This window comes from Terasakiispira papahanaumokuakeensis (assembly GCF_001709345.1).
GTDB lineage: Bacteria > Pseudomonadota > Gammaproteobacteria > Pseudomonadales > Halomonadaceae > Terasakiispira > Terasakiispira papahanaumokuakeensis.
Map to the genome: position 1 here is coordinate 2,505,269 of NZ_MDTQ01000001.1, position 24,899 is coordinate 2,530,167.

The following is a 24,899-nucleotide window of genomic DNA, read 5'->3' on the forward strand; positions in this document are numbered from 1 at the left end:
CCGGTGAGTCGATCGAGTTAACGTCGCTTAAATTGCCTGAATCCCCGCACTCAATCAAGTGAATGCTCTTCATCACCTCGGTGTGCATTGAGGGAGATCGAAACAGAGTCAGAAAATCTCAAGGCATGCGGTTTGTCCACCTCAACTTCGGCTTGCAATACCTGCTCATGCGACATAATGATTTCCAACACCTCACGGGTCAGCCGTTCCAATAACAAGAAACGGCCTTCTTCAACATATTGGATAATCTTCTTAGTGATCGTACGATAATTCAGCGCTTCATCAATAGTATTAAATTGAACGGCACGATCAGCGTGATAACGAATCACCGCATTAATCACAACATCTTGTCGATTATTGATTTCTTCATCTTTGATGCCGATGAAAGTTCTTAGCCGCAGGTTCTTGATACGGATCGTGGCTATGTGTTGCGGGTCATGCTGAGGGGTCGCCATCATCGCAGCTCCTTAGTGTTCACCTGATATCCATCCAACCGTCGATTGTCACCTGGTCAAAACGTGCGATTACAAACCGGCGAGCTTAAGAAATTCCTGGCGCGTATTTTGTGACTCACGGAACTGGCCCAACATGACAGAGGAACGCATTGAGGAGTTTTGCTTTTCAACACCTCTCATCATCATACACATGTGCTGTGCTTCAATGATCACCCCGACCCCACGGGCCTGAGTCACCTCCTGCACGGCATTGGCGATCTGTCGAGTCAACTGCTCTTGAATCTGCAACCGTCGTGCAAACATATCGACGATACGTGCAAACTTTGATAACCCAAGCACTTGACCATTAGGGATATAACCAATGTGGCAGCGCCCAATAAATGGCAACATATGATGTTCACACATTGAATAAAGCTCAATGTCGCGCACAATCACCATCTCATCGCAATCAGAAGAAAAGACCGCTCCATTCACGATCTCACTCAAATCCTGGCGATACCCTTGAGTCAGAAAGGTCATCGCTTTCGCAGCACGTTTAGGCGTATCCAGCAAGCCTTCGCGTTCAGGGTCTTCGCCCACGGCTTCAAGGATCTGGCGATATAGAGGAATCATCGATTCAGTCATGTCAGCATGTTTAGTCATGAATGGCAGCAGCTCAAGAAAAAGTGGAGGTTCAGGTCTAAGATGAATGAATGGCGCTATTGCATCAGCACATCATAGCACTACACAGGCTATACAACACTAGCAACTGTACAGCTATCGTACAATAAAATGAGTATCGCTATCACCCGTCAAAAACCTATGCAAGCGCACTATTTTATCCTACTCCTACACTCAAGAATAAGCGGGTTTAAAATCAAGTTGCTATAAACACATGACTCGCCAAGTTGTGCGACAAATGCGCACACCCCCGACACGGATCAATCCATTCTTATAAGCTTTTTGATATAGTCTTTGCAGCCCGTTCGATCATTGGAACTGTTGAGCACACAAGGGGCGTTACGGAAGATTTGTGGCATACAAATTTGTGACATATCGATAGGTCACCGCGCCGGACGTCACCGAGTAATTCATGGACCCTGACTCATTATCTGACGCGGATATATGGTATGAAACGACTGATCAGCGCTTGTTTTATTGCGGCTACTGCCTTCCCAATCATGGCCGCCGATACACTTACCCTGCAAGCAGGGACTCAACTCAAAGCCACCGTCATTGGCAACCAACACTTAAATGAGGGCGATGTCAGCCCCTTTGTACAACTGCATGTGGATCCCAGCCAGATTGGCCACAACACTGAGAACTGTATTGTGTCCAGCGAATTGTCTCTAAAACAAGGCACACTGGCGTTAACCGCTCAGCGCTTGTGGTGTTTGCAACCGGACGGCCACTTTTATCGTGGTGCTTTGGCTGCCACAGCAGTGAAAGGACTGACAGAGACATGCCAGCAAAAGCATGATGATCAATGCACGCAGGCACAATTAGATGATCAGCATGATCTCACCTTGAAACTCACCGAAACGGCAGAGATTCCATTGGTCATCAACAGTTCAGAGCAAGTCAACAAAATGCGTCTTGAACAAGCACCCAGTACCCCCCCCGCAGAATAATGCCGGGGTGAAGTGATAAGCCGCACCCTGCGGCTTATCTCAATCTGACCTCACTCAATCTGACCTCACTCAATCTGACCTCACTCAATCTGACCTCACTCAATCTGACCTCACTCGACTCGCTTCACTCGATTGAACTTCATGGCTAACATCCGAGCCAGTATTCAGCCCAGCATCAGCATCACATTGAAAAAGCGTGCGATCACGCCCAGCAGCAATAAAATAATACCAATTCGGTTCAACCAAAATTCGGTGGGATTTAACCGCATTTTAACTGACCAAAAAAACACCACGCCCCTCAAATCACGGGTACGGCCTAGGTACAAGCCGATTGAAAGCAAATAAATCCCGGCACCAAGGGCCAAAAAGAGGGTTTCTGCTGTAGGTAACATGGCATAAATCCAAGCCATCATCGACTCCTTATTAGCGCTTTCCTAAAACTGATGATCACCATAGACGGTTTCGGCGCTAGACCGGTATTGCACCTTTGTTGAGTCTGACGTACATCAAAGCCGTCGTGATGGCATCACCCAAAGCAGTATGGCGTTCTAGTAGAGGCACCCCCAGCTTCTTCGCCATCTGGTCAAAATGCAGATCGGGCTGAAGTTCAGGGTTCACCTGTTGCATTTTACGTTGATAAAGACGCGATAGTTCGATGGTTGTATTTGGTAAATCAAAACCAAAACGAGGCCGTAAATGGCGATTCAGTACCGCAATATCCAAATCAATGTAATAGCCCAAGATGGGACGATTTTGAATAAAGTTCAGTAACTGCGCCAGAGCATCACCCACCACTTCGCCACCATGTAAATCAACACCGCGCAAATGATGAATTTTGATGGAATCCGCATCTAAGCTATCGGGTTTTTGCAGTTTCACATCAAACCGCTGACTGGTCAGCACCTGGTCGCCCTTGACTTTCACCGCCGCAATCGATACCAGCTCCGCTTTTTGGGGGTCTAACCCGGTTAGCTCACAATCCAGCGCCACGACTTCATCGCCCTGGTAAGGCTCAAATAATGCCGCATATTGCCCTTCACGGTGCTGGCGCCGATCACGCGCCATACGCAATGCCTTCAGTACCATCATGCCCTCCTCAGGATGTCCGTATCCTTGCGCGACAACCGTCGCTCAGACGCGAATGAACACTCTAAATTCAGTGCTCTACATTCAACCAGTACGCTAAATTTAACGCTCTAAATGATAGTGGTGCTCCATGAAGGCCTTAAACTCTTTAACGAGGTGCAAGGCCTCGCGTAGCAAATCGCGATCCAATTTATTCAGTTCGGGAATCACCAGCCGGTTGCCATCACGCTCAGGGACTCGTCCAGCCTGCACCTTAAGTTGCTGACGCAAGCGCAGCATACTCATCACTGCAAGCGCTTCGGCCAAATTATCGGCAAAGTCTCGGCTTAATAATCGCCGTTCGGCCAAAACTTTCAGTCGCTCGAAGGTATTGGTGATCTTAATCCCATTCTCCAATGCCAGTGCACGAACACCATGCACAATAGGAAAAATACCGCCTTTTTTGATATCCAGCCCTTCACTACCTTTTAACCCCCCAAATAAATTGAGCGGCGTTGCGAAATGCAAAATGGGGCGGGCAAAATGCGAGAAGAACACACTGTTACCTTTAAAGCGATCAAACATAAAATCCCGAATAGGCGTAAACAGTTCAACCGCGCCAGCAACCGGGTGCGCATCCTGCACAATCGCCAGCTTCATCAGGCTTTCCCCTTCAACCGATGCCGCCCAACGCGCTAATTGGCCGTGCCACTGAGAAGCCGTCATGACCCATTCAGGGTTTGATACCATAATATTGCCCGGACATGGCGGGTAGCCATATGACAAGAGTGTCTCGGTGAACTGTTGCATCACCTGATGGCATTCAGGCCACTCCACGCCATCATCAATAATCAGCGCATTATCCTGATCCGTTTTCAGAACCTGCTCACCACGACCTTCACTGCCCATCACTAATAGACAGACATGCTGTTGATAGGCTTCAGGTACCAATAAGTTAAAAGCCTTCACCATCACGCGCGCATTCAAGGCCGCCAATAGGTCCATCGCAAATTGAATTTTGACACCTTGCGCGACCAAACTCTGGACCAACTCATCCATTGCACGCGCCGCACGTCCCAGCGAATCTAACGATTGAGCCCGTTCAATCTGCAACCCAATCACATGAGATTGACTTGAGAAAAAGCTCAGAATATCCGTCAGCTCGACTAAACCCACCAAGGTTTGATCATTCAACACCACCAGACGCTGTACACGATGTCGCGTCATCAAAATCAACGCATTGAATAGAAAATCACCGAGTTGAACGCTGAACAAGTTATAACTGGCCAAAGGCCCAACAGGGCTCGACAAAGTTTTATGCTGCATCACAACAGCATCAAGCAGATCGGTCCGCGTTAACATGCCTAGTTGCGTATCATGACGAACCAATAAACTATCGGCCTGCTCCTGCCGCAATTGCCCCGTTGCGGTTTCGATACTGCAATCAGCATTCACGACTACGGCTTCACGCAAAATCGTGTCACTGACGCGAGCCAGCATGAAACTCGACAGATCTAGACCCTCTTCACGCGGAGCATGGCGCGCAATGAGGCGCGATTTCTCAATCAAACTATGCCGAAAATAGTCTGCAAAGGCCGTGTTCTCTTCCATTAACTGAAGAAAGATCGCTTTGGGCAAAAGCCACACAATGGTTTCTTCTAGAGTACGAAACCGATAGCGACTTCGACCGTTGATAATACTAATCGCACCGAAAACATCTTCAGCAGTGTAGTGTCCAATCACACCCGCGTCTGGGTTGTCCGATTGCAGCTCATCCGGATCCAGCTCAACAACCACACCCTTCATGACGATAAACACCGCATCACTTTGTTGGCCAGCGTCGAGGACGATATCCCCTTGGCCGTAATACGCCAGATCAAGGCTTTGACTCAAGGTATGGGCCTGAGACTCCGACAGCTGATTAAAAGGTGGCTGCTGACAATCAAACTCATGACGCATGATGGCTCTCCCTGACCGTTGCTTCGTAGCGCAGATCGCGGCTTTTCATCTGGAGGGTCACAAAAAGCGGGCCCGCAGGCCCGCCCTGTGCTCACTGATCAAAAACTTGATCAGATTGTCTATGCCCGCCTCAAAAGGTAGGGCGCTTCTTGAGTCATCGATAGATCAATGGTCGATCGCCTCACCCGCTCCTCGGGGAATGCGAATGCTTTCTACCAGCGCTTGAATTTCAGCTGGCGGTGGCGGTGTGAAGCGGGATACCGCAAAAGCCACCACGAAGTTCAAGATCATGCCCAGAGAACCGATCCCTTCAGGTGAAATACCGAACCACCAAATAGACGGATCAGGGTTGATGAACTTGGTATAAACAATATAGCTGAAGGTGAAGACCAGACCGACGACCATACCGGCAATGGCACCTTCACGGTTCATGCGCTTATAGAAGATCCCCATAATGATGACCGGGAAGAAGGAAGCAGCAGCCAGACCAAAGGCAAATGCCACCACCTGTGCGACGAAGCCGGGAGGGTTGATACCAAAATAGCCCGCCACCAGAATGGCCACAGCCTGAGCCAGACGCGCGACATTCAGCTCTGCTTTCTCACTGATATTCGGATTGATGGTTTTCTTCACCAAATCATGCGAAATGGCCGATGCGATCACCAACAATAGACCGGCAGCAGTCGACAGGGCCGCAGCCACCCCACCGGCCGCCATCAAAGCGATCACCCAGCCGGGCAAATTGCCAATTTCAGGGTTCGCCAAGACCAGAATATCGCGATCGACATACACTTCAGAGGCATTATCAGTCAGCGCATTCGTGACCGTACGCTCACCCCACTGGCCTTTCACCTCACCGCCTTCTAAGGTGCCACCAGCAAAAATTGGCTTCCCTACGAAAGGCGCACCACCTCGCATTTGAATCTTGCCATCGCCATTTTTATCGACCCAAGCAATCAGGCCGGTAGCTTCCCAGTTATGGAACCAAGCAGGCGCGTCCTTATAGGCGACTTCATTGACAGACTCAATGATATTGGTCCGTGCAAAGACCCCAATAGCGGGTGCGGTGGTGTACAACAGGGCAATGAAGAAGAGGGCATAACCTGCAGAAATACGGGCATCTCGTACTTTCGGCACAGTAAAGAAACGCACAATCACGTGAGGCAAGCCGGCGGTACCACACATCAACGCGGCGGTAATAAAGAACACATCGATAGTGGCTTTTTTGCCTTCGGTATACTCACCAAAACCCAGCTCAGTCAACAGGCCATCCAAGCGATCCAGAATAAACTGACCGCTATCCGCTCCATCGACAACCGCGGTCGCGCCAAGCCCGGTCTGTGGCAAGATATGCCCAGTCATCATAATGGACAAGAAGATAGCCGGTACCAGATAAGCCACAATCAATACGCAATATTGAGCCACCTGAGTATAAGTAATGCCTTTCATGCCGCCCATAACGGAGTAAACAAATACAATCGCCATCCCAATGATGACGCCCATATTGATGTCCACTTCCAGAAAGCGCGAAAAGACGATCCCCACGCCACGCATCTGACCGGCGACATAGGTGAAAGAGACGAAGATAACGCAGATGACGGCAACCGTACGTGCCACATTGGAGTAATAACGATCCCCGACAAAGTCCGGTACGGTAAATTTACCAAATTTGCGCAGATAAGGCGCCAGCAACATTGCCAGTAGCAGATAGCCCCCAGTCCACCCCATCAAGTAAACAGAGCCGTCATAACCGAGATAAGCCAACAAACCGGCCATTGAGATAAATGATGCCGCGGACATCCAGTCGGCCGCCGTGGCCATACCATTGGCCATCGGCGGTACACCCCCTCCGGCGACATAGAACTCCTTTGTGGAGCCCGCTCTAGACCAAATTGCGATCCCGATGTAAAGCGCAAAGGAGGCCCCAACAAATAAGTATGTGAGTACTTGTACGTCCATATTAAAACCCTGTGTTGTCGTTATAATGCGCGGGATAAGTCGTCGTTACTCGTGCACGTCATATTTTTCATCTAATTTATTCATTGAGCGTGCATACATAATGATGAGAATAAGGAAAGTGTAGATGGACCCCTGCTGGGCAAACCAAAAGCCCAGTTTGAAACCAAAAAAGCGGATTTCATTGAGCTGATCGACAAACAAAATGCCGGCGCCGTAAGACGCCAAAAACCAGACCACAAGATAACCCGCAATCAATCTCAGGTTTTCTTTCCAGTAGGCTGTCGCCTGTTGTTGCTGTGTATCACTTTGATGGGTACTCATACGCTTCACCTGTTACTGTTACCGTTATTGTTTGAGGCTTAACGCGCTAAAGCTGGGCTTAACGTTTTCGATCTAACTATTTATGGTCTAACTATTCTCGCTCTAACGGCCTTGATCTCACGCTTTCAATTTCACGATCACTGATCTCGCGTTCAATCACGGCTTAAGCTCACTCCTTTTGGCCTAAGGGGCCTTCCGGATTCCACCCCACATCAAACGACATGATGCAAACTGATTGAGTGGCTTGAGTGTCGCCCATTCAATGTCGCCAATTGAATGCGGTTAATTGAATGTGGCTAATTGAATGTAGCAAGCCACCGCCCAGCTCACGCCTGTACATTAGTCTTAAGACGAAGGACTAGCAGGATCAAACACTTAGACCATTGTTTAATGATTCACCCTACAATGAGTCAGGAATTATTCTGAGGCTTTTGGCTTGAGCCTAAAGCGCCATCACAAGACAATAGGGCCATCAAGAACACACGCTTGGATGAAAAGCCTCATCACACTCGCTCAAAGCGCCAAGCGAAAAGGTCAGACTAAGGTCAGGAATGTTCCCGGCCATCAGATTGAAATAAGGACACATGCATGTTTGCGGGCTGGCAATTAATCCTGGTAGCACTGAGTTACCTCATGCTTTTATTTGGCATTGCCTGGTGGGGCGATCGTCGTGCTCTGGGCCGCAATAGCCAGAAACCTCGCCCTTTTGTCTACAGTTTAGCCTTGGCCATTTACTGTACCTCATGGACTTTCTTCGGTGCGGTCGGTCAGGCGGCAGAAGGGGGCTGGGTCTATCTCGGCATCTTCCTTGGGCCGATTTTGGCTTATGTGCTGGGTTGGCGCCTGATTCGCAAAACACTGCGTGCCAGCAAGGCGCAGAACATCACCTCGATTGCTGATTTTATTGCCTCACGCTATGGCAAATGGCAGGTATTGGCCGTCGTCGTCACCTTGGTCGCGCTGATAGGTTCCTTGCCTTACATTGCGCTTCAGCTGAAAGCCGTGGCGATGGCCTATGACATGCTAATTCATTACCCGGCTCCGCCACCGGATCACAAGCAACTGCCCGCAGTCGCAGACACCGCATTTCATGTCGCCATCGTGATGGCGATTTTTGCGATCTTATTTGGTACCCGCAGTATTAATGCCACCGAACATCATAACGGCCTCGTCAAAGCTATCGCCTTTGAAGGGGTCGTTAAACTATTGGCTTTTCTGGCCGTTGGCAGCTTTATTACTTACGGCGTTTTTTCAGGCTTTAACGACCTGATGAGCAAAGCACAGATCTATTTTGACCTGCAAAAAACACTCGGCTCGGGCGATGTCCCTCGCGGTTTAATTGCCCAAACACTGGTGTCGATGTTTGCCATTTTGATGTTGCCCCGACAGTTTCACGTCACCGTTGTCGAAAATACTCACCAGGATGACCTGAAGGTTTCACGCTGGCTGCTACCGTTATATCTCGTACTGATTGCGCTGTTTGTCATGCCGATTGCAGCGGCAGGCTTAATTCTATTCAGTGATGGTAGCGTTGAACCCGACGTTTTCATGCTAGCGCTCCCCCTATCACTACACTCCAAAGAGCTAGCGCTGGTCGCCTTTTTTGGCGGTTTCTCGGCCGCCACCAGCATGTCCATTATGGCGACCGTGGCCATCAGTATTATGGTGTCTAATGAGATCGTGATCCCGTTTCTGCTGAAATCACGCTGGAACAACAACACCTCTCATCACGATTTCGGCCGAGTCGTGCTGCGTATTCGTCGCCTGACCATGCTGGCGGTCATGCTGCTGAGCTACCTCACTTATCGACTGGTGGCTGAGTTCAATTCACTGGCCGCCACCGGCTTACTCTCTTTTGCGGCCATTGCACAGCTAGCACCCGCTGTTATCGGGGGACTGATCTGGAAACGTGGTAACCGCTGGGGAGCCTTGGCTGGGCTCGTCATGGGGATGTGGTTCTGGGCTTATACCCTGCTCATCCCAAGTCTACAGGCCGCCGGGCTGATTGATGCCCGCCTGATGAGCCATGGTCCTTGGGATATTCAATGGTTGCGCCCTGATGCCCTGCTGGGCACAGGCCATCTGGACTTCTTCACACACGGTGTCTTCTGGAGTTTAGGGGTTAACCTCCTGGCCTATATCAGCATTTCTCGACTAACACGTCAGCGGGTGATTGATCGTATCCAGGCTTCGGCCTTTGTCGATAACATTGAAGCGCGCCCCGCCAAAATTCGTCGCCCTTGGCAGGGCGTCACCACCGTGGGTGACTTAAAACTGCTAGGTCAGCGTTTTATCGGTCATGACGCGACCAATCAAGCCTTTGATCACTATGCCCACCAGCGTCACCTACCGCCGTTACGCCCCGAAGAGAAAGCCAGCATTGAACTGATTCAATTCACCGAACGATTATTAGCCGGGGTCTTGGGCGCCTCATCCGCACGTATCGTGATCAGCTCGACACTACAGGGCAAAGAGATCCAGATTGCCGATGTGATTTCCATCGTCGACGAAGCCTCTCAGGTACTGGAATTCAGCCGTGGATTATTGCAATCGACAGTCGAACACTTAAGCCAAGGCATCAGTGTTGTCGATCAGCACCAACGACTGGTGGTCTGGAATCAACGCTACCTGGAGCTGTTTCACTTTCCCGACGGCTTTGTCCAAGTCGGCTGCCCCATGGTCGATGTTTTTCGTTATAACGCTGAAAATGGCGAGTATGGCCCAGGCGATCCTGAAGCACATGTCCAGCAGCTGATGGATAATATCAGGCAGGGAGAGCCCCACCGTTATACTCGCTACCGCCAGGATGGCACCGTGCTCGATGTTCAGGGTAACCCCATGCCTGGAGGCGGCTTTGTCTTCAGTTATCAAGACATCACGCAACAGAAACAAACCGAAGAAGCCCTCATCCAATCGGAAAATAATATTCGGATATACACCGACAATGTCCCCGCATTAATCGCCTACTTTGATACTGAAAAGCGTTATTTATTTACCAATCGCGCTTATGAGGAAGCCATGGGGATCGATCGCACTGAAGTGATCGGTCAGCCCATCTATAAAGTGCTCTCAGAAGCGCAATATGAGCACCGTAAGCCGTATATGAAAGCGGCTTTGGAAGGCAAGCTGCAAAGCTTCGAACTAGAGCTACCCAGCCGCAACAAAGGCATGCGTTATGCTTTGGTCACCTATACGCCTCATCATGCCGAGAATGGCGATGTACTGGGCTTTTTTGCCCTTTATCAAGATATTACCGAACGCCGTTTGGTCGAAATTGCGCTGCAAGAAACCAATGAACACCTGGAAGAACGCGTCCGCGAACGTACGTTGGCTTTATCGGAACTGAATGCGGCGCTGCTCACTGAAAATCAGGTGCGAGCCAAAGCCGAAGAGGCCATGCGTCAGGCGAAACAACAGGCAGAAGATGCCAATGCCTCCAAAACACGCTTCCTAGCAGCCGCCAGTCACGATTTATTGCAACCCCTGAATGCGGCACGACTGTTCACTTCCGCCTTGGCACAGCGCACTCATGATGACAATACCCGCGCCACCACGGAGAATATTGATAACTCACTGAAAGCCGCAGAAGAGCTGCTGAGCACCCTGCTGGATATTTCCAAGCTGGATGCCGGAGCGATGCAGCCCAAAATCAGTCATTTTGCCCTCACCGATATTCTCCACCCGTTAAAGGCCGAATTTAGCATCATGGCCAGCCAACGCGATCTCGAATTAGACGTTATCGATAGCCGGAGCTGGGTTAAAAGCGATCCTCAAATGTTACGCCGCATCGTGCAAAACTTTCTTTCCAATGCAATGCGCTACACCCGAGAAGGACGAGTATTGCTGGGCTGTCGTCGAGAAGGACCGCACCACCTGCGCATTGAGGTCTGGGATACAGGTCCCGGTATTCCAGAGGCTAAACAGCTGGAAATTTTCCAAGAATTCCGCCGCTTGGATACACCGGACAAACACAACGAAAAAGGTCTGGGGCTAGGACTATCGATTGCCGAGCGCATGAGCCGCGTGATGGGTCATGATCTTCGTGTTCGTTCTTGGCCAGGGCAAGGCACCGTATTTTCCATTACGGTGGAGAAAGGTGAGGTTCAGCAAGAGCAGCCTGTGTCCACCTCACCTCGTGCTCGCATGAACAAACTCGACGGTGTCACTGTCTTGTGTATCGACAATGAACCGATGATTTTGGAAGGTATGTCGGCCATGCTATCGGGTTGGCACTGTGAAGTCTTTACCGCCACCACCATCGGTGGTGCCAAATCAATCTTGCGGAGTCAATCGGAGCCTCCTCAAGTCTTTCTTGCTGATTATCATCTGGATAACGAAGTCACCGGCATTATGGCGCTGAAAGCCCTGGAAGAAGCGCTGGGCGAGCCGGTACCCGGCATCGTGATTACGGCTGATCGTACCGATGAAATTGCCGAAGAAGTTCAACAAGCGGGCTATCAGCTGCTGCACAAACCGGTCAAGCCTGCGGCACTGCGTGCCCTGATGACTCGAACATTGCAGCGCAATAAGCCTTAAGAATCAGTAGAGAGAAGAGGTCAGACAGACGGATAAAAACAACCCCCGGATGGTGATCCATACGGGGGTTGTCTAGTGTCCGCTTTTGGCCGTCGTCTATTCACTTGTGTCTTTCAGTGATTAGCTTTCGACTTTAGGTGGTTCAACTTCCAGGCGCTGAGCTGCAATGACCGCTTGAGTCCGGGAATGCACATTCAGCTTACGCAGAATAGCCGTCACGTGAGCCTTGATCGTCGCTTCTGAAACATTCAATTCATACGCAATCTGTTTGTTGAGCAAACCTTCAGTTAACATGCTCAACACCCTAAACTGCTGTGGTGTCAGTGAGGTCAGAGCCTCAGCAAAACGGGCTTCCTCTTCAGAAATGGCCTCCATATTGTCAGCCATCGCCGGGGGGAGCCAGATTTCACCATCCAGGACTTCACTGATCGCTTCTGCGATCATTTCCAGCGAGGATGATTTGGGAATAAAACCAGACGCCCCATAATCAATCGCACGGCGCACAACACTCGGCTCTTCACTCCCGGACACCACAACAACGGGAATACCCGGAGATTGGCCTCGCAAAAAGACTAAGCCAGAAAAGCCATGCGCGCCCGGCATATGCAAATCCAGCAAAATAAGATCAGCATCCGCATGCTCCTGAGCGACCTGCTGTACCCCCTCTAGAGTATCGGCTTCTACAATCTCAACCGATGAAACGGCTTGATGAACAGCTTGTTGTAAGGCTGCACGAAATAACGGGTGATCGTCAGCAATGATAATTTTTTGGCGCAGTGCCATCGGGTTATCCTCCAAGTCCCTGCATGGGGCCCGATGCCCCTATCTCGTCAAGCATGCCAGAAAGCGCCTGTCGCGAAAAGGTTTCGCACTGTAACTCTAGATCACTCAACGTCATCAAACCTCCTTTTAGTTTTGAGTCAGGTCGGAATTAAGAGCATTAAACCCCGCCATTACGGCTTATCGACGAAGATCACCATAGCTCAAGCCTAAAACAAAAAACCAGGCCTTAGCGATAGCTAAAGCCTGGGTGACATCTGTCACGACAGGGTGACTGACCCTAAAATCAACTTAAATGTTATCGATTCAAGCGCTGATCAATCAGCTCATCGACCACAGAAGGATCAGCTAACGTTGAAGTATCGCCCAGACCATCGGTCTCATTGGCGGCAATCTTACGCAGAATGCGGCGCATGATTTTGCCTGAACGCGTTTTCGGAAGGCCCGGCGTAAACTGCACCAAATCCGGTGAGGCAATCGGGCCAATCTCTTTGCGTACCCATTTCACCAATTCTTTTTGCAGATCTTCTTCCGGTTCATAGCCATCGGCCAGAATCACGTAGACATAAATCCCCTGACCTTTGATATCGTGCGGGAAGCCGACCACCGCCGCTTCGGCAACCGCTGGGTGAGCCACCATGGCCGACTCAATCTCAGCGGTCCCCATTCGGTGGCCAGAGACATTCAATACATCGTCTACACGGCCGGTGATCCAGTAATAACCATCATCGTCACGACGACAGCCGTCACCAGTAAAATACATGCCTTTGTAAGTAGAGAAGTAGGTCTGTACAAACCGGTCATGATCTCCCCAAATAGAGCGGCCTTGGCCTGGCCATGAATCCAGCAGCACCAAGTTACCTTCAGTTGCCCCTTCAAGAATATGGCCTTCGTTATCCACCAACGCAGGTTGGACACCAAAGAAAGGCAAGGTCGCAGAGCCAGGTTTTTGAGCAATCGCACCGGGCAGTGGAGCAATCAGAATGCCTCCGGTTTCAGTCTGCCACCAGGTATCCACAATCGGGCAACGGCCATTGCCGATCACACGGTGGAACCATTCCCACGCTTCTGGGTTAATCGGCTCACCCACAGAGCCCAGAATCCTCAGGCTATCGCGTTTGGAGCTGTCCATGACATGCTCGCCCTGAGCCATCAAGGCACGCACCGCCGTTGGCGCCGTATACAGAATTGAGACCTGATGCTTGTCACATACTTCACCCATCCGGCCCGAGGTCGGATAACTGGGCACACCCTCGAACATGAGGGTGGTCGCACCATTGGCCAGCGGCCCATAAACAATATAGCTATGGCCAGTGATCCAGCCGACATCGGCGGTACACCAATACACTTCACCGGGCTTGTAATCGAAAACGTATTGATGAGTCATAGCCGCATAGACCAAGTAACCGCCCGTCGTATGCTTCAACCCTTTAGGCGCGCCCGTAGAGCCCGAGGTATACAAGATGAACAGCGGGTCTTCTGCGTTCATTTCTTCGGCTGGGCACTCATCACTGACGCCCGCAATCGCATCGTGATACCAAACATCACGGTGATCGTGCCAATCGATATCGCCACCGGTTCGCTTGAGTACAATCACCTTTTCAACCGTTTTGACTTCGGGATTCGCCAAGGCTTCATCAACGTTTTCCTTCAGCGGAATACGCTTACCTCCTCGCAACCCTTCATCGGAAGTAATCACAATGTTGGAATTGGAGTTCACAATACGGCTGCCAATGGCATCCGGTGAAAAGCCACCGAAGACGACCGAGTGCACAGCCCCTATGCGCGCGCAGGCCAGCATAGCAACAGCGGCTTCAGGCACCATCGGCATATAGAGCGTGATGACATCGCCTTTTTTTGCGCCGAGTTTTTTCAAGCCATTGGCAAACTGGCACACTTCACGATGCAGCTCGCGGTAAGTGATTTTACGATCTTCATTGGGATCATCGCCTTCCCAAATAATTGCAACTTCATCCCCACGCTCCGCCAAATGACGATCCAAGCAGTTATAAGCGGCATTCAAAGTGCCATCTTCGAACCAGCGGATATCAACATTATGGGGGTCATAACTGGTGTGCTTGACTTTGTTGTAGGGCTTAAACCAATCAAGGCGTTTACCTTGCTCGCCCCAGAATCCTTCTGGATCATCAATAGACTGCTGATACATTTGCTCATAACGCGCTTGGTCAATCCAGGCCTTAGCCGCTAGATCCGGGTTTACCGGGTACACCTTGTCTTGTTCACTCATCAGTCTCAGCCCCTATATCTGTAATGACGTCCTTGCAGTGCTCATCGCAGCTGGCAAGTCCTGTAAGTTAAGGAAGTGCCGGTGAATATTATTGTTGTCAGTGCACAAGCAATTCATCGCTTACGCAGATGCGAACATGTTACTTTCAGTTATACCGAGCCAAGCAGCGCGACAATATTAGACCTTGGTATTAACAAAAAACCCTTAAAAATCAATATGATAAACAAATCAAAATCAAGTGACTCCCAAGTCATTCGCCTTTGGTCTCACGCTTTTACCCTATCCTTGTCACGACTCCTGACGAACAAAGCGCAAGGGCTGACGGCAGACACGACATACATAAACCTGTCCTTGGCCCATGCGACGATGCCGGATAATCGTCAATGCATGTTCACGATCCTGACACTGACAAGCATAGATAAAGCTTTGACGTGCTGCCTTTTTAACATCAAAACCATGGCGAGTTTTAGGGATACAACCGAGTACATCACGCATGATCGACTGCCATTCCCCGCCATGAGGACGAATACGGCGACCAAACAAGGCATAGGCCAATAAGTGGGCGACTTCATGAGGAACAACCTCATCAACAAAGGGCTGGCCATTCTCTAAAAGCAGTTGACGATTAAACCGTAATCGCTGCCGCCCGGGTTCAGCCACGCCCGCATGACCGCCACGCAGCTTAAAGCTGACTTCAGGACGTGGAAAATGGCGCAGGAAATAACGCTCAGCTTGGTCATAACAAGCTTGAACACAAACACGCACCTGCCATTCCCATTGCGCCGGGGTGAGCGATTGATCCGGACTAGCTGCCGAATTCGCGCCCTGGATCAGGGACTGATCATTCGATGGTGAGAAATCCAACACAAAACCTCTTATCTTCTGGCACAATGCCATCATCGATAGGCTGATGGCTCCTGACATGACAGCGCCCTGTTTTTAAAAAAGCCCTGTTTTTAAAAAAGCTCTGTAGTTAAAGGAGCCGGACTGGCCTAACCGTAAATTCAAATCCCGGAGACATTCCGGAATATTCAGCAATAAAGCTGTTCATGCCAAGTAACGAGAATATCATGAGCGACGCACCCCTGCCTTTACAGCCCCTTGATGACGAAGCCTTCAATCGCCTGGCCGAACAGCTGGCGGCCATCACAGGGGTTGAAGATGAACATGACCTCACCACTGATGTGATGGCGGCCCATGGTTTTATGGTGGCCGAGGCACTGCAGCCGGCACCTCTGGAGCGCACCGCACTTCTGCCAGCACTGCTTGAAGAAACGGACGATATTCCAGAAGCCCAGCAAATCGCCTTGTGTGATGTGTTACTGCAGTTTGCAGAACGTGCACGACAAGCTTTTTATCTGGGGCATAGTATCGAGCTGCCTTTTGATTTGAACTGGGAAGCAGGCAGTGAAGCCGATATCGGTGATTGGAGCGCGGGCTTCATGCAAGCTGTTTTTCATGATGAAGCCCGCTGGTTCGGTGCTGTCAATGAACAAAGCACTGAAAATGAGCAAAGAGCACAACAGGTTGCTGAACTGTTATTACCCATCATGGCCCTCTCAGGCCTATTTGAAGATGAAGAAGAACTGGCCGAAGTGAGTGATGATCCAGACCTACTGAATCAGTTCACAGAACAACTGCCAGAACTCCTGGTTGATCTCTTCTGTCAGCTCAATGCCCCTGAAGACAAACCCGCGCCCAATAAAGCTCCAGGCAAAGGGCCCGGTAAGGGACAGCGACGCAGTGGACAACGCCAGAAGCGCAAATAACTCACCCTCTAGTGCAACTTCATCATTAAACCATTGACCCACCCCCAAAAGGCTTGCTGGATCTTTTGCCAGCGGGAACGCTGAGCCCAGCGTTGTGGGTCAATGGCTTGGCCTTGATCAAACCCGGATTGGAACCACTCGGTGACCGGCCAGGCCGCATCCGCCCCTTCCAGTTCTTGATTCGCTTCGCGATTCCAGCGCAACCCCCAGTGATCAAAATTACAAGAGCCCACAGAGACCCAATCATCGACACGGCTGACCTTAGCATGAATAAAACGTGGCTGATATTCATAGATACGCACCCCATTGGCCAGTAAGCGCTGATAAAACTGCTGGCCCGCTAGGCGTATCCAAGGATGGTCATGATGCGGCCCTGGCAACAGCAGGCGAACATCAACACCACGCTGCGCCGCCGCGATCAAAGCCCGTCGAATCGGCCGAGTGGGCACAAAATAAGGGGTTGCGATCCAAGCTCGATGCTGCGCATGACGCAAACGGTACAGCAAAGAATGCTTCACCACTTGTAAATACACCCCTTGAGCATGGACCACACGACCTTTCAGTCGATGCTCACTCATCTCGCCTTGGCACGAGCGAGGATCAGGGAGCACGACATCCGGCGCCCGCGCCTGCCGCCAGCTACGCCAAAATAGCGTTTGCCAATCCCCCACACAGTCGCCCTGAATTTCCATGGCGACTTCGTGCCAGGGCACCTCACCAGTTTCAAACTCATCGGCCCAACCAAAACCACCGACAAAAGCGGTATGCCCATCCACCACAATCAATTTACGATGATCTCGGACCAAATTCCGGCCCAGCTTGTGCCAACGCAAGGGGTTAAACCAGCCCAGATCGACGCCAGCCTCCACTAAGCGCCGGCGATCGGCATCATTCAAGGCCGCAGAGCCGTAGCTGTCGAGCAATAGCAATACCTGCACGCCCCGCTGCGCAGCCGCAATTAATACAGGAATCACCCGATTGCAAACCTGCCCAGACTCCATCAAGTACAGCTCAATCAGCACATAATGCTCAGCACGCTCAATGCGCTGTCTCATTTCGGGCTCATATGCCGTTGCATCAACCCACAAGCGTGCTTGCTGCTGATCTCGCCATGGAAATGGCTTGGCCACGTCACCTCCCCAATATTACGGGTTAAACAGTTAAACAATTGTACAATTACGCGACACTGACTAGGCAATGCGACACCCTCCAGTCTTTGGCGGAGTATGCATCATGCATGTGTCTTTAATAACCTATTGATCATGACACGAGTTGACATAGACTCGTGAGCCAATGACGCTGCTTAAGGTCAATCATTCATCATCGACGGATATGCCATCATCGACTGGTATAATGTCATGATGTGCTCTACGGCCGATCGTTAATAACGCCATAGCATCGTTGATCCTCAGTGGATCATATCATCCTACTTTTATGCCTCTGTCGCGGATACCCTGCATGAGATTGCTGAAAACGCTGCCCAGCCTCGTCACTCGTCCCATCAATCTGTTAATGCGCGGCATTTTGCAGTTGTGGATTAAACCGCACTGGTCAACCCCTGGCCCAGAGCAGCTCGAACTCGACCCTACCCTTCCGGTACTTTATGTCTTGCCCAGACAGAGCTATACCGACCGTCTGGTGTTAGAGCATGTCTGTCGTCAGAAGGGGCTGCCCGATATTCGCCCCTTGGCTTTGGGAGACCACTGGCTCGGCGATAATCTCGTCTATCTAGAGCGTCCCAGCCGACGCGGTCTATCCCGACGCAGCCCGCGGCTAACTCAAGCTTGGGAAGTCTTGCAAGCACGCCCACAGGATGATCTTCAAGTCGTGCCCGTCAGTCTATTCTGGGGGCGCGCCCCTGGGCGTGAGCACTCAGTGATGCAGTTGATCACGGTCGATAGCTGGTCGGTCGTCGGTCGACTTCGACGCCTCTTACGCGTGATTATTCATGGTCGACAACTGTATATGCAGTGGGGCCAGCCATTACGCCTACGTGAAGTACTGGGAGCACAACAGTTGCAGCAGAAGGGCGCCGCCTACGCGATTAACAAGAGTTCACGTCTGCTGGGGCTGTATTTTCGTCGGGTACGGACTCAAGTGCTGGGCCCCGATTTGTCTCACCGGCGGACACTGGTCAAAGGCTTACTACAAAGTCCACGCGTCAAAACCGCGATTGAGACCCAAGTTCAGCAACATGGCATCAGTGAGCAAAAGGCCTATCACCAGGCTGAGCGTTATGCTTTGGAAATTGCATCGAATGTGTCTTATCCGGTCATTCGGTTACTGGATCGCTTTCTTAACTGGTTGTGGAATCGACTTTATGATGGCGTCAAGGTCCATCATCTGGAGCGCTTAAAAGATCAGGCCGGCCAACACACGGTGGTCTATGTCCCCTGCCACCGTAGCCATATTGACTATTTACTGCTGTCTTATGTGTTGTTTGAACATGGCTTGATGACACCGCATATTGCCGCCGGGATTAATCTCGACATGCCGGTGATCGGGCCGTTGTTGCGTAGAGGCGGCGCTTTTTTTATGCGCCGTAGCTTCAGAGATAACCCGCTCTACAGCGCCGTATTTAACGAGTACCTCTATACCTTATTCGACCGGGGCCATCCGGTTGAATACTTTATCGAAGGGGGCCGCTCACGTACCGGGCGCACGCTCGCTCCGAGACCGGGGATGCTGGCGATGACACTGCGAGCGGCCTTAAGAGGCACACAAAAGCCATTGGTAATGGTACCGGTGTATATCGGCTATGAGCATGTGTTAGAGGGCCGCACCTATCTTGGAGAACTTCAAGGCCAAGAAAAGCGCAAAGAATCCCCCTTAGATCTATTTCGTGTGCTCAATAGCCTGCGCAAGGATTTTGGCCAAGTGAATGTCACTTTTGGCGAACCCTTGCATCTGGAGCGCTTCATGCAGGCCCATTACCCGCAATGGCGTCAATACGATAAACATGCCGAGCGCCCAGATTGGCTACAGCAGGCAGTACCAGAGCTTGGGCACGAGTTAGCCGTTAGAATTAACCAGTCTGCCAGTTTAAATCCTGTGGCATTGGTGGCATTGGCGCTACTGGCCAGCCCGCACCGCGCCTTAGAAGAAAGCGTTTTAGTGGCTCACATGCAAACGTTGGTACAACTGCAGCGGCAAGCCCCCCTTAGTCCAGATATTGTGTTGCCAGAAGGCACCGCTGAAGCTTGGCTGAGTAAAGCGGAAAAAATGGACATTATCGAACGCGTTGCCCATCCAATGGGCGACATCATCCGCGTCAATGAATCACAGGGTGTTTTACTCACCTGGTACCGCAATAACGTGTTGCACCTATTTGCGTTACCAGGGCTGATCGCCTATCTCTTCATGAACCAGCGTCAACATAGCCAGGATCGATTACAAACCCAGGTCGAGCTGCTTTATCCAGTACTCCAAAATGAGCTTTTTCTGCCGTGGCAGACGGATCAACTGACCCCAGTGGTGCAGCAAATGATTCAAGTCATGTGCAACAACGGCCTGCTCGTGGGGCATGAGCATCAACGCTTACGCCGTCCTCCCGGACAAACCCAAGGCATGATGCAACTTCGCTTACTGGGACAATTAGTACAGCCTGCTCTAGAGCGTGGCTATTTGCTACTGGCACTGCTCGATCGTGCCGGTTCCAATGTGCTCACCCGCGACATGCTGGTCGAGCAAGCTCAAGCACTGGCTCACCGTTTAGCGATCTTGCAAGGGTTAAACGCACCCGAGTATTTCGATGCCCGCCTTTTTCGCGGGCTGATTGAGGCGATGATCAAACAACAGCTGCTCAACCAAGATGACACCGGTTACCTAAGTTATGATGCCCCCTTACGTCGGCTCATTCATGCGGGCCGCAACCTATTTGATCCACGCTTAAGACATAGCATTCTACAGTTAGCGTGGACAACACCAGTCCCCCACAATTCGGAGACTCAGGCGGATTAAATGATCACGCCTATTTAAGCTCGTTTGTGTGAATCCGCTTGCTTGAATCTACTTATTTGAACCCACTTTTCGGCTCGGCTTATGTCGGGCCATTTTCTATCCTGCCATACGCCGATCGCGTCATATGGGCTATTCAACGGTGTTCAGCGTGGTTTAGCTGCCACATTCGATGAAACGAGGATCTAAACCATAGGTCATATCAACACTTTATATATAATCAGTTCATTAAAAATCATTATAAAGACACTTCACAAGAAGATCTCAACCACAAATAAAACTTTTAAACATCTGCTGAGCTATCGCATTAAAACAGTTTAATCGTGATTTATCATTGGATTGCCATTTTTGGCAACCCAATATGGAGAACGATTATGCTATTAGGATATATTGCGATGATACAAGTCATCGCCTTCACTTTCTTTTTCACATTAGAACGACTCGCCCCTAATCAACATCGCCCACCGTCAGATCACTTTAATCAATGGCTTTCTTTCGTCGGCTTATTTGGAGTGATATGGCTTAAGATCATAATACTGGCTTGGACATCGCTTATGCCCTATGGTTTAAATATCACATTACCTGGAAAAAACTGGGTGATAGAAGGCGGTATATTCTATCTTATTTACTCGTTTGGTAATTATTGGATGCACCGTATCAAGCATCAAAGTCAATGGCTCTGGCACTATGTTCATACCTTCCATCATATGCCACAACATATGGATACTCGCGTCTCATTATTTCGTCACCCAAGTGAGATGTTATTCAACTCTATTTATTTAATCACCCTGGGGCAATTAATTTTCAATGTCAGCTTAGAAGCTGCTGCCCTAGCGCTGGTCATTGAAGGGAGTTTAGAAGCCTTTCATCATAGCAATATTCGGCTGCCTCGAATTTTGAGGCCACTAGGCTATATTATTCAAACACCAGAAATGCACTTGGTTCATCACCAAAGAGGCTGGCATCGATCAAACTATAGCCCATTTTTATGGGATACAGTGTTTGGTACAGTGAGCTTTCCTAGCAATGACGAAATGCCAGTTGGCTTTCGACAAAGCCGTCGCATTGGTCCTTTTTTTCTATTCAAAAACCATAGATAGGTGACATCATGAACGCAGCAATGCCGCAACCTCAATATGATGACGATGACATCATGCCTGAAGCGATCAAAGCACAACTCGAGTCGATGTTTGATGCCGTCGGCATTGATGAGTTGGAGGCATTGCTGCGCACAAGAATTTCTAGCTACCTCGACTCAAGAACCATCATCAACGGCCGCCAGCGCAAAGGTAGCTACAAACTGCTTTCGGAAGCCACCGGGGTCAGCGATGCTTATATTTGGCAATTCCATAAGCAGGAAAGAGCCATTTGTATTACCAACATGAATTTGCTGGCTCAACACTTCGACATCCGTTATGTCGTTTATAACTTCGAACCTTCCGCCTAAGCATCCAAGGGTTAAGGCTGTTATTTTATTTTTATCCGAAATAGTTGACAAATTTAGCACGGACGCTATGATGCTAAATCGTGAAGGTTTAATAGGGAAATAACATTCACGATTGACTCATCATAAAAAACATGATTGATCAATTGACAGTCCCTAAAAAACCAACTAAGCCTATAAACACTCAACCCCATTGACGGGTGAAAGGCTCATAGACAAGGGAAAAGTCACACTCATCTAACGTCTCTCATTGGCTATCGAAATGATGGCGTAATGTCGGTATTTTCACCCAAAATGATTAAAATCTAGCGGTGTAAACCCTTCTTAAAAGAGACGCATGAAAGAGACGATAGGTATCATATTATCTATCTCACTCAAGCTCATCATGAGCTCAAAGCTACCTTGATCAAGCCTTTCATATAGATGATCTTATCGTCCAGGTTCTTGTGTGATCATTTCAAAAAATAAGAGCCAAGTTCAGACCAAACAAGATCAACCAAAAAGGCCTGATTAATCATCAATATGATGGGCTTTTATTCACCAAATACCTGGGGAATGATTATTTGCCCCATAGACCCTACAACGACAAAGCATCGCAACCCCCAGACCGGTTCATGGCAGTGACAAGCCATATCAGGATGAACCTCTGTTAAGGAGAACAGCCAGATGAGTACATCCCCTGAAGCGCTGGACATGACCCAGACAGCGACCTACCAAGAACTGCTGGCCGAATTTGGACAAGCGACTGTCAAGCTAGACCAAATTTGTGAAGCCTATTTTGGTATGAGCGTCGAAAAAGCGCGTGCTCGTGCCCCTCACAGGCTACCTTGCAACGCCTTCTTAGGAGGCGGTCCCACCCTTGAGTGGCGAGTCAAGCTCATAGACTTAGCCGCATTTATTGAAGCCAAGCAAGAGTTAGCCCAAAGAAAAGCGCGCCTCAAACCATCACTGCAAACAAGCACAGACCTCGACAGTGGCTATTGAGCCGATCGTTATTGAGACGCGGCCTATTGCGATAGCGGTTATTGAGACAGAATCGTACGGCCATTGAGTGGCTGGGTAGGACGGTTATTCGGCGCATTGACTAGCGCCTGAAAACGCTCAATTTGTTCTGATGAGACACTTCTTGGCATTCTCAAGACAAACCACTTGACCTCTTCCACGCATGGCGGCACCGTCAAAGACCCCAGATACCGGTAATGGACCGGGTTCGGCGGTAACAGCCGTTTAGGATTGAACGGCTTATGCCAGTGAGCGACTTCCCCCTCCGCCAGTGGCGGTGCTTGTAAAAAAGGCTCTAGTGCCGCTTGGTGCAGACCAAAATCAAAAAACAAGGCCACAACAGCGACCTCACCCGTTGCATTCTTATGCACCAAATGGACCTCAAGGGGATAGCTTTCACTATTAAAGCGATGTTCAGAAGGGCTGTGCAGATCAATACTCACCAAGGTATAACGGCTATTGCCCAACCATAGCAAATTCCCCGTAGGCATCGGCATTTCTAGCGTGTGCCCTCGATGAACCACCTTCGCCTCTCCCGAATGATAGTCAAAGCGCAAATCAGCGGCATCGCTCTTAATCACTGTGGACTTCTGAAAATCAATCGGTGATTGCGCTTGGCCTTGCTCACATAGAGAAAAACGCTCGGGCGTAGGCTCGGTATCAACAAGCCACTCAGGCTCAGCTGAGGCCCTGCTGGCAGCGACTGTCAGCCACAAGACACTGGCGAGCCATATGGAGAGACTTCGCAGACCGAAGCCCAGCATCCTGGCATTTTCTGTCTTATCGCTCACCATGCGGTTACTCCTTAATTCCAATGCGAAACGAGCCCCAGACTAATCACGCCGGGGCAAACACCGACCACCCAATACGCTCTGAAAGCTGTTCCAGCACAGCCATACCCACCAAAGAATTACCACTGTGATTGAGCTCCGGAGACCAGACACAGAGACTAAAACGCCCCGGCACAATCGCCACTATCCCGCCACCAACACCACTCTTCCCCGGCAACCCCACTCGATAAGCAAAATTACCCGCTTCATCATAAAGCCCACTGGTGGCCATGATAGCGTTCACTTGCTGAGTTTGTCTTAATGACAAAATACGCTCGTGAGAATGCAGGCACACGCCCTGATGGGCTAAAAAGCTAAAACCGCGCGCTAAATCAACACAGCTAGCCGCTAAAGCACAGTGATGAAAATAGCTACGCAACACGGACTCAACATCATTCTCAAAATTACCAAAGGACTGCATGAGATAAGCCATGGCAGCATTACGGGCCCGATGCTGGTATTCAGATTCAGCCACTTTTTCATCACACATCAATTGCGTATTGCCCGTCAGGCGCCGGACAAAATCTCGCATCGATAAGGTCGGCGCAGCATAACGGGAATGATTAATATCGCAGACCACCAAGGCTCCCGCATTAATAAAAGGATTGCGTGGCCGACCTTGCTCATATTCCAACTGAGCCATCGAGTTAAAAGCCTGCCCTGAGGGCTCATGACCCAGCCGCTGCCAAATGGCTTCACCCTGGTGCTGAATCGCTTGCACCAGGGAAAACACCTTAGAAATACTCTGAATAGAAAACGGCGTATAGGCATCACCGGCCGTGAACAGCTCCCCCTCAACACTCAAGGCAGCGATGCCTAGCTGGCAAGGGTTCACTTCGGCCAATGCCGGGATATATTGGGCCACTTGCCCTTGCCCGATTAAAGGCCGAACGGCATCAAGAATCTCATCCAACAGTGCTTGCATGATTACTCACATCCCACAGCGCAAAAGGCGCTCAGTATA

General features: G+C 50.2%; 20 protein-coding genes and 1 pseudogene. 8 read left to right on the forward strand and 13 right to left on the reverse strand.

The window, feature by feature from the left end:
* Nucleotides 1-50: 50 nt before the first annotated feature.
* Nucleotides 51-458 (reverse strand): dihydroneopterin triphosphate 2'-epimerase, encoded by a 408-nt coding sequence (gene folX, locus BFW38_RS10940; protein ID WP_218186405.1) that lies wholly within the window; start codon nucleotides 456-458, stop codon nucleotides 51-53.
* A gap of 66 nt (nucleotides 459-524) precedes the next feature.
* Nucleotides 525-1,097, reverse strand: a complete 573-nt coding sequence (gene folE, locus BFW38_RS10945; RefSeq protein WP_425427901.1) for a GTP cyclohydrolase I FolE — start codon at nucleotides 1,095-1,097, stop codon at nucleotides 525-527.
* Nucleotides 1,098-1,564: 467 nt separating this feature from the next.
* Here folE and BFW38_RS10950 point away from each other — a divergent pair, with 467 nt between their 5' ends.
* Nucleotides 1,565-2,065, forward strand: coding sequence for a hypothetical protein (locus BFW38_RS10950; RefSeq protein WP_068998680.1), 501 nt, complete (start codon nucleotides 1,565-1,567; stop codon nucleotides 2,063-2,065).
* 46 nt (nucleotides 2,066-2,111) lie between these two features.
* Nucleotides 2,112-2,201 (forward strand): annotated as a pseudogene (locus tag BFW38_RS18500) (pentapeptide repeat-containing protein); the annotation flags it as partial.
* Nucleotides 2,202-2,229: 28 nt separating this feature from the next.
* Here BFW38_RS18500 and BFW38_RS10955 read toward each other — a convergent pair.
* The 5 genes from BFW38_RS10955 to BFW38_RS10975 all read right to left on the reverse strand — a co-directional run bounded on the left by BFW38_RS10955 (nucleotide 2,230) and on the right by BFW38_RS10975 (nucleotide 7,369).
* Nucleotides 2,230-2,478 (reverse strand): hypothetical protein, encoded by a 249-nt coding sequence (locus BFW38_RS10955; RefSeq protein WP_139116609.1) that lies wholly within the window; start codon nucleotides 2,476-2,478, stop codon nucleotides 2,230-2,232.
* A gap of 55 nt (nucleotides 2,479-2,533) precedes the next feature.
* Nucleotides 2,534-3,154, reverse strand: coding sequence for a 3'-5' exonuclease (locus BFW38_RS10960; protein ID WP_068998682.1), 621 nt, complete (start codon nucleotides 3,152-3,154; stop codon nucleotides 2,534-2,536).
* Nucleotides 3,155-3,253: 99 nt separating this feature from the next.
* Complete coding sequence (locus tag BFW38_RS10965; RefSeq protein WP_068998684.1) at nucleotides 3,254-5,089, reverse strand: DUF294 nucleotidyltransferase-like domain-containing protein; 1,836 nt, start codon at nucleotides 5,087-5,089, stop codon at nucleotides 3,254-3,256.
* A gap of 165 nt (nucleotides 5,090-5,254) precedes the next feature.
* Nucleotides 5,255-7,048 carry a sodium:solute symporter family protein gene (locus BFW38_RS10970; protein WP_068998686.1) on the reverse strand — a complete coding sequence of 598 codons (1,794 nt, stop codon included), beginning with the start codon at nucleotides 7,046-7,048 and terminating at the stop codon, nucleotides 5,255-5,257.
* A gap of 45 nt (nucleotides 7,049-7,093) precedes the next feature.
* Nucleotides 7,094-7,369, reverse strand: a complete 276-nt coding sequence (locus BFW38_RS10975; protein ID WP_068998688.1) for a DUF4212 domain-containing protein — start codon at nucleotides 7,367-7,369, stop codon at nucleotides 7,094-7,096.
* 588 nt (nucleotides 7,370-7,957) lie between these two features.
* Between BFW38_RS10975 and BFW38_RS10980 the strand changes: the two genes are divergently transcribed.
* A complete protein-coding gene (locus BFW38_RS10980; protein WP_068998690.1) occupies nucleotides 7,958-11,905 on the forward strand; it encodes a hybrid sensor histidine kinase/response regulator in 3,948 nt (1,315 codons plus the stop codon).
* Between the two features lie 120 nt (nucleotides 11,906-12,025).
* Here the strand turns inward: BFW38_RS10980 and BFW38_RS10985 are convergent, their stop codons facing one another.
* The 3 genes from BFW38_RS10985 to BFW38_RS10995 form a co-directional block, all read right to left on the reverse strand.
* Entirely contained in the window at nucleotides 12,026-12,688 is a 663-nt protein-coding gene (locus BFW38_RS10985; RefSeq protein WP_068998692.1) for a response regulator, read from the reverse strand.
* Nucleotides 12,689-12,983: 295 nt separating this feature from the next.
* On the reverse strand, nucleotides 12,984-14,933 hold the full coding sequence (acs, locus tag BFW38_RS10990) for an acetate--CoA ligase (RefSeq protein WP_068998695.1): 1,950 nt from the start codon (nucleotides 14,931-14,933) through the stop codon (nucleotides 12,984-12,986).
* A gap of 288 nt (nucleotides 14,934-15,221) precedes the next feature.
* Nucleotides 15,222-15,857 (reverse strand): SprT family zinc-dependent metalloprotease, encoded by a 636-nt coding sequence (locus BFW38_RS10995; protein ID WP_218186406.1) that lies wholly within the window; start codon nucleotides 15,855-15,857, stop codon nucleotides 15,222-15,224.
* Between the two features lie 146 nt (nucleotides 15,858-16,003).
* Between BFW38_RS10995 and BFW38_RS11000 the strand changes: the two genes are divergently transcribed.
* Nucleotides 16,004-16,702 carry a YecA/YgfB family protein gene (locus BFW38_RS11000; protein WP_068998697.1) on the forward strand — a complete coding sequence of 233 codons (699 nt, stop codon included), beginning with the start codon at nucleotides 16,004-16,006 and terminating at the stop codon, nucleotides 16,700-16,702.
* Between the two features lie 8 nt (nucleotides 16,703-16,710).
* Here BFW38_RS11000 and BFW38_RS11005 read toward each other — a convergent pair whose 3' ends face one another.
* Entirely contained in the window at nucleotides 16,711-17,832 is a 1,122-nt protein-coding gene (locus tag BFW38_RS11005) for a phospholipase D-like domain-containing protein (protein ID WP_068998699.1), read from the reverse strand.
* A 328-nt stretch (nucleotides 17,833-18,160) separates the two neighbouring features.
* Here BFW38_RS11005 and plsB point away from each other — a divergent pair, with 328 nt between their 5' ends.
* From plsB to BFW38_RS11025, 4 genes are all read left to right on the forward strand, one after another.
* Nucleotides 18,161-20,662, forward strand: a complete 2,502-nt coding sequence (gene plsB, locus BFW38_RS11010; protein ID WP_084004598.1) for a glycerol-3-phosphate 1-O-acyltransferase PlsB — start codon at nucleotides 18,161-18,163, stop codon at nucleotides 20,660-20,662.
* 371 nt (nucleotides 20,663-21,033) lie between these two features.
* Complete coding sequence (locus BFW38_RS11015) at nucleotides 21,034-21,759, forward strand: sterol desaturase family protein (protein ID WP_068998701.1); 726 nt, start codon at nucleotides 21,034-21,036, stop codon at nucleotides 21,757-21,759.
* An 8-nt stretch (nucleotides 21,760-21,767) separates the two neighbouring features.
* Nucleotides 21,768-22,106, forward strand: a complete 339-nt coding sequence (locus BFW38_RS11020; RefSeq protein WP_139116611.1) for a hypothetical protein — start codon at nucleotides 21,768-21,770, stop codon at nucleotides 22,104-22,106.
* 663 nt (nucleotides 22,107-22,769) lie between these two features.
* Nucleotides 22,770-23,087 (forward strand): pyocin activator PrtN family protein, encoded by a 318-nt coding sequence (locus tag BFW38_RS11025; RefSeq protein ID WP_068998705.1) that lies wholly within the window; start codon nucleotides 22,770-22,772, stop codon nucleotides 23,085-23,087.
* Between the two features lie 38 nt (nucleotides 23,088-23,125).
* Here the strand turns inward: BFW38_RS11025 and BFW38_RS11030 are convergent, their stop codons facing one another.
* Both BFW38_RS11030 and glsB read right to left on the reverse strand, forming a co-directional pair.
* A complete protein-coding gene (locus BFW38_RS11030; protein WP_084004599.1) occupies nucleotides 23,126-23,899 on the reverse strand; it encodes a carbonic anhydrase in 774 nt (257 codons plus the stop codon).
* A gap of 43 nt (nucleotides 23,900-23,942) precedes the next feature.
* Nucleotides 23,943-24,860 (reverse strand): glutaminase B, encoded by a 918-nt coding sequence (glsB, locus tag BFW38_RS11035; protein ID WP_068998707.1) that lies wholly within the window; start codon nucleotides 24,858-24,860, stop codon nucleotides 23,943-23,945.
* Nucleotides 24,861-24,899: the final 39 nt, after the last annotated feature.

Coding starts and splice junctions, on each gene's coding strand:
- glsB (WP_068998707.1), bottom strand. CDS start 24,860: ATGCAAGCACTGTTGGATGAGATTCTTGATGCCGTTCGGCCTTTAATC.
- BFW38_RS10975 (WP_068998688.1), bottom strand. CDS start 7,369: ATGAGTACCCATCAAAGTGATACACAGCAACAACAGGCGACAGCCTAC.
- BFW38_RS11025 (WP_068998705.1), top strand. CDS start 22,770: ATGAGTACATCCCCTGAAGCGCTGGACATGACCCAGACAGCGACCTAC.
- BFW38_RS11030 (WP_084004599.1), bottom strand. CDS start 23,899: ATGGTGAGCGATAAGACAGAAAATGCCAGGATGCTGGGCTTCGGTCTG.
- BFW38_RS10960 (WP_068998682.1), bottom strand. CDS start 3,154: ATGATGGTACTGAAGGCATTGCGTATGGCGCGTGATCGGCGCCAGCAC.
- BFW38_RS11015 (WP_068998701.1), top strand. CDS start 21,034: ATGCTATTAGGATATATTGCGATGATACAAGTCATCGCCTTCACTTTC.
- BFW38_RS10950 (WP_068998680.1), top strand. CDS start 1,565: ATGAAACGACTGATCAGCGCTTGTTTTATTGCGGCTACTGCCTTCCCA.
- folE (WP_425427901.1), bottom strand. CDS start 1,097: ATGACTAAACATGCTGACATGACTGAATCGATGATTCCTCTATATCGC.
- BFW38_RS11000 (WP_068998697.1), top strand. CDS start 16,004: ATGAGCGACGCACCCCTGCCTTTACAGCCCCTTGATGACGAAGCCTTC.
- BFW38_RS11020 (WP_139116611.1), top strand. CDS start 21,768: ATGAACGCAGCAATGCCGCAACCTCAATATGATGACGATGACATCATG.
- BFW38_RS10955 (WP_139116609.1), bottom strand. CDS start 2,478: ATGATGGCTTGGATTTATGCCATGTTACCTACAGCAGAAACCCTCTTT.
- plsB (WP_084004598.1), top strand. CDS start 18,161: ATGAGATTGCTGAAAACGCTGCCCAGCCTCGTCACTCGTCCCATCAAT.
- BFW38_RS10970 (WP_068998686.1), bottom strand. CDS start 7,048: ATGGACGTACAAGTACTCACATACTTATTTGTTGGGGCCTCCTTTGCG.
- folX (WP_218186405.1), bottom strand. CDS start 458: ATGATGGCGACCCCTCAGCATGACCCGCAACACATAGCCACGATCCGT.
- BFW38_RS10985 (WP_068998692.1), bottom strand. CDS start 12,688: ATGGCACTGCGCCAAAAAATTATCATTGCTGACGATCACCCGTTATTT.
- acs (WP_068998695.1), bottom strand. CDS start 14,933: ATGAGTGAACAAGACAAGGTGTACCCGGTAAACCCGGATCTAGCGGCT.
- BFW38_RS10965 (WP_068998684.1), bottom strand. CDS start 5,089: ATGCGTCATGAGTTTGATTGTCAGCAGCCACCTTTTAATCAGCTGTCG.
- BFW38_RS10995 (WP_218186406.1), bottom strand. CDS start 15,857: ATGTCAGGAGCCATCAGCCTATCGATGATGGCATTGTGCCAGAAGATA.
- BFW38_RS10980 (WP_068998690.1), top strand. CDS start 7,958: ATGTTTGCGGGCTGGCAATTAATCCTGGTAGCACTGAGTTACCTCATG.